The following is a 7,398-nucleotide window of genomic DNA, read 5'->3' on the forward strand; positions in this document are numbered from 1 at the left end:
GGCTGACGCCGATCAGACCCAGTCTCGGTCGACCGTCGCCGTCTTCTCTCAACGCTTGGCTGCAGCATTCCTCCTCAGACGGAGAAACAGCGGAAAACAACTGGGTTTGAAATTCATCCGAAGGATAACTCAATGACACACGCTCCCAACTGCGTTGCCTTTTCATCTGGGATATTACCGTTACAGCTTCAAGCAGCAACAAGCCGGCATCCCTGATCTGGATCAAGACCCGTAGGAGCGAGATGTGTTAAATGGCACATGACGGTAATCCGATAATATAAGGCTCAAAAATAAGCTTTGCTCGTTACTTTTAGCTTGGATCGGCGGCGGGTGGAGATTGTCGCGCCAATCCGATTTATCCTCGTCAGGACGTGTCCGATGGATTGGCAACCGATTGAGACAGCACCGCCCAATTTAGACCTCGAACTCGGCGTTCAAGATCGCGACGACATCGAACCTTTGATTTTCGCTTGCCGCCGAACGAACGGCGAATGGTTCAATAGCAAGACTCGCGAGCTTGTCCTCGTTCGCCCGACACACTGGAGGTTCTGGCGCAAACCTTTTGAGCGCGAGTAGGCGCGTTAAATTCGGTTGTCACGAGCTGCGGCCGGCGCCGCAGCTCGAAAAGTCTGAAGCTCACGCCGTTGCCTTGACCTCGATCTTCTTTGCCGCTTTCTGCGCTTCGGCGCTTTTCGGCAACGTCACGGTCAAAACGCCCTTTTTAAAGACGGCTTCGATCTTGTCTTTGTCGACGCCCTCCGGGAGACGAAAACTGCGCTCGAAGGACCCGAAGCGACGCTCGCGTAGAAAATAGTCCTTCCGCTTCTCTTCAGTCTCTTCGTGCTTTTCGCCTTTGATCGTCAGGCCGCCGTTGGCCACTTGCACGTCGATGCTTTTCTCATCCATGCCGGGAAGCTCGGCCGTGACCTCAAAGGCCTTGTCGTTTTCGACAATATCGACGGCAGGGGCACTGGCCCAATTTTCGCGCCGCATTGACGACTCGATATCGCGCAGCGAACGGAAAGGGGAAACCCAGAAATCGCGACCGAAATCCTCGAACAGTCGATCAATCTCCTGACGAAGACTGACAAAAGGCCGTGATGGCGCGGCCGCCTTTTCAGTCTTTACAGGTAGCTTGGTTGCAGCTTCAGCCATAGCTAAGCCCTCCTCTCGGGGTTAGAACCAGCCAGACTCGTACAGCCGCTGAAATCCGCGCGGATTGACTTCGCTCAAACGATCCGCTGTCGATGCCGCTATAAATTTTGAAGCTAAAGATTATCCAGTGCCAAGCCGATGAATTTGGAGGGTTTGCGATGTGTCCCATACGGCATGATGCTGTGCTCCAAGGCCGCGGCGGGATCGATGGATCGAGAGAGAGCTGGCCGATATCCTATCAGGCTTTGTTGATTTTTGATGATTTGGGCGTGCCAGCCGATCAAATTGCGCGCTATTTCAAAGTGAGTTCGTCGGATATCCTTGCTCTGCGTGAGTGCGCGGCACGTCTCGACGCAATGCCGGCGATTTCTTTCAAGCTCGAGAGATCTCAGAGAGACGTCTATCCGCTTTCGAGAAATTGACGCGCGAACACGAGGCCGCCGATTTGCCGGCGGGCGAACATGAGCGTGCGCGCATCTATAGCTTGGCGAGGCGCTCTCAACTTGCCCGCAGTCTTAGGGCCAGCGCGATCCAAACGGCGCCGTAGAAAATCAGATCGAGCCCGACAAAAAGGCCGATGACCCAGAGGCCCGAGGCCGGCCATTGCGCAAGCACCAGCAGGCCGAGGATAAAGGTGACGATGCCATCGAGGGCCTGCCAGCCGCTTCCCGGCGTCGCAATCGCCACCGCGGCAATCAATTGAAATATCCCACTGACCAGAAACAGCGTTGCGATCAGAATCGTGATCGCTTCTGCACTGATCAGCGGCCGCGTGACTAAGATGAATCCCGCTATTCCGAAAAGCACCGCGGAGAGCAAATGATAGAAAAAGCCTGCCCAATGTCCAACGAGGACGGCTTGGCCGACTTCAATGGCGCAGGCGAAGACGAACAGCCATCCGAAAAACAGCATCGTGGCGACCGTCGCCGCGAACGATCTTGCGATCGCTGCGGCACCCAGCAACACCAGCGCAGCGCCGAGGACCAAGAACCATCCCCAATAATGGACAATCTCATGGGGGACCTGCACCTGCAGCTCTTGAATATAGCTTGTCATAGCGCGCTCCTCCGCTGATCGCCTCCAATAACCTAAAGCTCGCGAGTTCCGGGCGGCGACGAATCTCCGCAGCCTCAGGCGGCTGCTTTAAATTTCCGCAGCCTGAACGCGACCAGGATATAAATCGCTCCGATCGCGATCGCGAACCAAGCGATCATCCAGACCAATGCCAGCGCGCCGGCGCCCGGCCGCGCGAAAGCGATGACGCCGAAGGCGATCAAGAGGGCGCCGCTCAAACCGAGCAGCCATTCCCCTTCGGCCTCGTGGCGCAACTGGAATGCCCCCCAAATTTGCAACGCGCCGATCACGATCGCCCAAGCAGCGATGAACCAAAGGAGGATAAGCGCTGTCATCCCCGGCCAAGTGAAGGCCGCGATTGCCGCGCATAGGCCGGCGACGCCGACGAGCGCCAACCACCAGCGCGGCATGATCTCGCCGACACCTCCGGCGGCGGCTTCCCACAGCGCAAGAACACCGTCGAAGAGGGCGTAGATGCCCCACATCAATGTCAGGGTGAGTATGGTGACGCCCGGTCTGGCGAGCGCAAGGGCGCCAAACGCAACTGCGGCCATGCCGCGCAGCAGCAGCAGCCACCACTTCTCTGCTAGGGCACTAAGAAGCGGGCGAAAAACAATCGAATGAGCATCTGCACTCGTCATTGTGCTCTCCCTCCCGATTGCGCGTTGAATTCCCCAACAAACTCGACCTTGGCCGGGCTTTTTCTCAGTGGGCGGCTTGCTTGGCAGCGTCCGCTCGGGCGAGCACGGCGCTGAGCGCGGCGAGGCCTGCCTGTTCGACCGCCGCAATGGCGTAATCGATCGCGAAATGCGCTTCCCATTCCAGCCGGTCGGCGCGGGCCTGCGCGCGCTTGACATCAAGCTCATGGCCGACGTGCGCAGCGCCTTCCTTCACCGCGATCAGATCCGCCGCAATTTTCGCCTTGATCGTGCTCAGGTCGCGGGTCGCGGAATCGCCGGCCGACTTGACCTTTTGGTCGATCTTTTCAATGACGTTTCGCACTGTGGCGTAGGCTTCTTTTTGGCGCGCCACGAGCTTCTCATGCCCCTCTTTTTCAGCGGCGGCCGTCGCATCTTCGGCCTTTTTCGCGCGGACCGCTAAGTCCTCAAAAAGATCAGACAGTTTTTTGGTCATAACAGTCCTCCTTCAAGAAAGGGCCTAACAATAGAATTTTGATTGGCACGAAACCGGCGCGAGGGAATTGACGGAAATCAAGCGGCCGATCTGTTCAATTCGACGAAAATGTTTTCGCGACCGCGCCATTTTACTGACGCGGTGCGCGCTGCCTCGACATGAGCTTTCGCTTGCTTGCACTTAGAATTTCGCGCTTCTCTGCCGCCGCTTACGCGGCGCCTCAATGGCAATCGCCGCGGCAGGATTCGCCTCGCCACCTTACGTGAAACGCTCGCCCCAGGCCCTGAGGGCGCCTAAAACCGGACGAAGCGCCTTGCCCTTCTCGGTCAAGAAATATTCGTAGCGCGGTGGATGCGCCTCATACAGCCGCATTCCGATAACGCCCTGTTGCTCCAATGTCTTGAGGCGGGCGGAGAGCGTGTTCGGCGCGACACCCTCGAGACCGAGCTCGAGGTCTTGAAACCGCTGCGGGCCCTTTTGAACGAGGTCGCGCAAAATGAGCAGACTCCATTTTTCGCCGACGATGTCGAGGGTCCGCGCGACCGGGCAATCTTGCGAGTAGCCAGCGTTCATAACCAAAACAAATAATCGCATCGATAGAAATTTGCAACTGACTACATCTTGTATAGTCACTATTATAATCATAGTTACAGATGCGAGGCGCGGGAATGCGCCTGCTCGCGGACGTTGCGCCCGCGCTAGCGAGGTCAGAAATAAAGGAGCGAATATCATGTTCAAGTCTCATCTTTTCAAAGCTGTAAGCGTCATTATCTTGGTCGGCGCACAAGCGAGTTCGACGTTTGCGGCATCGTCTGGGCGCCGCCATCTGCCCAGCACGATCGGCGCCGAATTCGGCGCTTCAGGCAGCCAGGCTGTTGAAAACCCTCTTGCGGACCGTGCCGCGACGCTTGGAGGGCAGGCATTTACGATCGAGCGGGCGGAAGGGTCTTCCTACAAGGCGGCCGCTGCGCGCAGTGGCGTTGCGGGTGACAATCCGTTGCGCGATCGCGCCACGACGCTCGGTGGTGATGCCTTTACCGTCGAACGCGCAGAGGGACGGCCTTATCGCGCGTCCACCGTTGCATCGGACGCGGCGAGCGACGCCTTAGCCGGTAATCCGCTCAAAGATCGGGCCGAAACACTCGGTGGCCGGACGTTTGCGGTCGAATCCGGCGTCGACCAAGCGGGCAAGCCACGAAGCTTCCTGGCGCGCTTCCAGTAAGATCTGGCCATGCAATGGATTGCCTTCACGCGCGATCGTTTCGGTCGCGCGTTTCGGCGCAGCCATAAAGAATGAACTGGCACATTTCGCGATAGTGTCCAGACAAATCCGCCGGCGGCACCGGCGGCAGGCGCTGGTTGACGCCGCGCGCGCCATTGGCAAGCGCCTGCGCCGCGGCCTGCGGCGAAACCTCGCTACGCAGACGCAGCAAATTCGCATCCCGCAACTCGACAATGAACTGCGCGAGGTCGGCCTCGAAGGACAGCGCCACCGCCGTGACGATGTCGTTGCAGCGCTCGAAGACGACGGAATTCAATTCGATAAGATGCGGTGATGCGTTGGCGACCCGGCGCGTGTCACCGTAGCGGACATCGACGATCGCGGTGAGAATGTCGAGCGCGCTGCCGCCCTTCGTCCATTGTTCGCGGCCCGCGGCAAAGCCGCGGTTCAGCGCCAATTCATTGCGGTAGAGAACCGCGGCGCGGAACGCCTCCTCCTTGTTGCGGAAATAATTATAGAGCGTACGCGCCGTCAGATCGCAGGCTTCGGCCAAGCCAAGCATCGAGAGCGCGCTATAGCCGTGGCTCAAGAAGGCGGCTTCGAGACGCTGCAAGAGCGCCGGCGCTGGCCTCATCCTCTGCTTGCTCATAAGCCGTCACATCGAATTTTTTCGATTCCAGACGATTATATCCCGAATACGGCAAGGCAGCGGAGGCGATTTCGGACATTAAGCGTGCCGCAAAAGCACTTCTTTGACCGCCTTCAGCAGATCGGCTTCCGGCACGGTAAATTGCGCCTTGGTGCGCAATTCGAGATAATCCGCGCGCTCCTTGCTCCCGGCGGCGAGTTCGGCGCCAAGGACGAGATCGCGGATCGCAATCTCGCCCTTCTCGCGCTCGTTCGAGCCCTGAATGACGGCACAGACCGCCTTGCGCTTATCGGCATATTTCAACTGCGCATTCATCCCCGACGATCCGAGATAAAGCTCCGCGGCAATGCCTTCGTTGCGCAGGAGCGAGACAAAGCCCTGATAGCGGACGACCTCCGCCTGGTCGAGGACGAGGACGACAACCGGCCCGCGCTGCTGCGCGCCGGCCACGACCGGCGAATGGATCGCCTTCAACGCCGCATAGAGCCGCGAGACGCCGATGGAAAAACCGGTCGCCGGCACGTCCTCGCCGCGGAAGCGGCCGACGAGACCGTCGTAGCGGCCGCCGCCGCCGACCGAGCCGAAACGCACGGGGCGGCCGTCTTCCTCGGCGATTTCGAAAGCCAGTTCGGCCTCGAACACCGGGCCGGTATAATACTCGAGGCCGCGCACAACAGACAAATCAATGCGGATTTGCTCATCCGTATAACCGGAATTTCGCGTCAGAAATTGAATCTTTACAAGCTCTGCAATGCCTTCGTTGAAAATTTGCGACGCGGATAAATCAGCGAAAGCAGAATTTCTGATCAGGACTCCCCCGATCCTGTCCTCCACCATAGCGGAGGTGATCTCCGAAGTCGGCTCTGTGAGAATTTTCAGGACGACCTCAATCGCCGCGGGCTGCAACCCAGCACCTTTGGTGAAATCACCTGATTCATCCTTCCGCCCTGCACCGAGCAACAAACGGACGCCGTCAGCGCCGAACTTATCGTACTTGTCCATCGCACGCAGCACTGTCAGCCTGCGCCCAGCGTTCTCCGCACCGCCAAGCCCAATCGCTTCGAGAATCCCGTCAAGCACCTTGCGATTATTCACCTTGATCACATAGTCGCCGCGCTTGACGCCGAGCCGCTCCAGCGTATCGGCCGCCATCATGCAAAGCTCGGCGTCCGCGGCGACGGAGCTTGTGCCGACCGTATCGGCATCGAATTGCATGAATTGGCGAAAGCGCCCTGGGCCCGGCTTCTCGTTGCGGAAAACGAAGCCGGCGCGATAGGAGCGATAGGGCTTCGGCAGCTTGTCGTAATTCTCGGCAACATAGCGGGCGAGCGGCGCGGTCAGATCATAGCGCAGCGACAGCCATTGCTCGTCGTCGTCCTGGAAGGAGAAGACGCCCTCGTTCGGCCGGTCGAGATCGGGCAGGAATTTGCCCAGCGCCTCGGTATATTCGACGAACGGCGTCTCGACCGCCTCGAAACCGTAGAGCTGGTAGCTCTCCTTGATCGTCGCGAGCATCCGCTCGGTCGCGGCGATCTCGGCCGGCCCGCGATCGCCGAAGCCGCGCGGCAATCGGGCCTGGGTCCGTGCCGTCTTCTTAACGTCGTTCATTCCTGCAAACCTTCCCGCGGCTTTTTTCGATCCATCGCCCGTGCCCGTCCCTGAAAAGCCAGGCATGTTTTCGCGGCCTGCTCTAAGCCATCGTGGCGCGAAGCGAAAGCTCACTCCAAATCCCGCCCCGTCCGGCCCCCCTTGGTGGCGCCGCAATCGCCTCCCATATGTCCGCCGCGGGGCCACCCCGAACCACGGGAGAAAACCATGTCACCCGAAGAACGCCAGTTGCTGACCGGTCTTTTCGACCGCATTCAAGGGTCCGCCAATGTGCCGCGCGATCCGGAAGCCGAGGCGTTGATTGCAAACGCTGTCAGGGCGCAGCCCTACGCGCCCTATTTTCTGGCGCAGGCCGTGCTCGTCCAGAACCAGGCGTTGGAAGCCGCCAACAAAAAAATCGAAGACTTGCAGGCACAACTGAATTCGCTGCCGCAACAGCAGGGTCAACCGCAAGGCGGCGGTTTCCTGAGCAGCCTCGGCTCGATCTTCGGCGGCGGCCCTTCGGCACCGCCGCCCGAGCCGCCGCGTCCGGCGCAGCCGCTCCCGGGCGGTCCCT

10 protein-coding genes are annotated in these 7,398 nt (G+C 59.4%); 2 read left to right on the forward strand and 8 right to left on the reverse strand.

Going from position 1 to position 7,398, the window contains the following annotated elements:
* From Q0025_RS14510 to Q0025_RS14535, 6 genes are all read right to left on the reverse strand, one after another.
* Nucleotides 1-202 (reverse strand): hypothetical protein (locus tag Q0025_RS14510; RefSeq protein ID WP_297300348.1); only part of this gene is annotated, 202 nt, incomplete at its 3' end.
* 434 nt (nucleotides 203-636) lie between these two features.
* Nucleotides 637-1,155 (reverse strand): Hsp20/alpha crystallin family protein, encoded by a 519-nt coding sequence (locus tag Q0025_RS14515; protein ID WP_297300351.1) that lies wholly within the window; start codon nucleotides 1,153-1,155, stop codon nucleotides 637-639.
* A gap of 498 nt (nucleotides 1,156-1,653) precedes the next feature.
* Nucleotides 1,654-2,211 carry an HdeD family acid-resistance protein gene (locus Q0025_RS14520; RefSeq protein WP_297300353.1) on the reverse strand — a complete coding sequence of 186 codons (558 nt, stop codon included), beginning with the start codon at nucleotides 2,209-2,211 and terminating at the stop codon, nucleotides 1,654-1,656.
* Nucleotides 2,212-2,285: 74 nt separating this feature from the next.
* The gene (locus tag Q0025_RS14525) at nucleotides 2,286-2,870 is read right to left on the reverse strand and encodes an HdeD family acid-resistance protein (protein ID WP_297300356.1); all 585 of its coding nucleotides are present in this window, start codon (nucleotides 2,868-2,870) and stop codon (nucleotides 2,286-2,288) included.
* Nucleotides 2,871-2,934: 64 nt separating this feature from the next.
* Nucleotides 2,935-3,363, reverse strand: coding sequence for a hypothetical protein (locus Q0025_RS14530; RefSeq protein WP_297300358.1), 429 nt, complete (start codon nucleotides 3,361-3,363; stop codon nucleotides 2,935-2,937).
* 258 nt (nucleotides 3,364-3,621) lie between these two features.
* Complete coding sequence (locus Q0025_RS14535; RefSeq protein ID WP_297300360.1) at nucleotides 3,622-3,936, reverse strand: helix-turn-helix domain-containing protein; 315 nt, start codon at nucleotides 3,934-3,936, stop codon at nucleotides 3,622-3,624.
* 199 nt (nucleotides 3,937-4,135) lie between these two features.
* Here Q0025_RS14535 and Q0025_RS14540 point away from each other — a divergent pair, with 199 nt between their 5' ends.
* Nucleotides 4,136-4,585 carry a hypothetical protein gene (locus tag Q0025_RS14540; RefSeq protein ID WP_297300362.1) on the forward strand — a complete coding sequence of 150 codons (450 nt, stop codon included), beginning with the start codon at nucleotides 4,136-4,138 and terminating at the stop codon, nucleotides 4,583-4,585.
* 25 nt (nucleotides 4,586-4,610) lie between these two features.
* On the opposite strand, the gene Q0025_RS14545 is transcribed toward Q0025_RS14540, so the two are convergent.
* Nucleotides 4,611-5,219: a helix-turn-helix domain-containing protein gene (locus tag Q0025_RS14545; RefSeq protein WP_297300364.1), complete on the reverse strand. Its 609-nt coding sequence runs from the start codon at nucleotides 5,217-5,219 to the stop codon at nucleotides 4,611-4,613.
* Nucleotides 5,220-5,312: 93 nt separating this feature from the next.
* A complete protein-coding gene (gene hisS / locus Q0025_RS14550; protein WP_297300366.1) occupies nucleotides 5,313-6,842 on the reverse strand; it encodes a histidine--tRNA ligase in 1,530 nt (509 codons plus the stop codon).
* A gap of 207 nt (nucleotides 6,843-7,049) precedes the next feature.
* Here hisS and Q0025_RS14555 point away from each other — a divergent pair.
* Nucleotides 7,050-7,398, forward strand: a 349-nt coding sequence (locus Q0025_RS14555) for a DUF2076 domain-containing protein (RefSeq protein WP_297300368.1), incomplete at its 3' end; no start/stop codon positions are given.

The sequence above is a fragment of the uncultured Methylovirgula sp. genome, assembly GCF_947646745.1.
Classification (GTDB): Bacteria; Pseudomonadota; Alphaproteobacteria; order Rhizobiales; family Beijerinckiaceae; genus Methylovirgula.

What these genes read in the sequence shown, in the direction of transcription:
- Q0025_RS14515 (WP_297300351.1), bottom strand. Translation starts at nt 1,155, where the DNA reads ATGGCTGAAGCTGCAACCAAGCTACCTGTAAAGACTGAAAAGGCGGCC.
- Q0025_RS14520 (WP_297300353.1), bottom strand. Translation starts at nt 2,211, where the DNA reads ATGACAAGCTATATTCAAGAGCTGCAGGTGCAGGTCCCCCATGAGATT.
- Q0025_RS14525 (WP_297300356.1), bottom strand. Translation starts at nt 2,870, where the DNA reads ATGACGAGTGCAGATGCTCATTCGATTGTTTTTCGCCCGCTTCTTAGT.
- Q0025_RS14530 (WP_297300358.1), bottom strand. Translation starts at nt 3,363, where the DNA reads ATGACCAAAAAACTGTCTGATCTTTTTGAGGACTTAGCGGTCCGCGCG.
- Q0025_RS14535 (WP_297300360.1), bottom strand. Translation starts at nt 3,936, where the DNA reads ATGAACGCTGGCTACTCGCAAGATTGCCCGGTCGCGCGGACCCTCGAC.
- Q0025_RS14545 (WP_297300364.1), bottom strand. Translation starts at nt 5,219, where the DNA reads ATGAGGCCAGCGCCGGCGCTCTTGCAGCGTCTCGAAGCCGCCTTCTTG.
- hisS (WP_297300366.1), bottom strand. Translation starts at nt 6,842, where the DNA reads ATGAACGACGTTAAGAAGACGGCACGGACCCAGGCCCGATTGCCGCGC.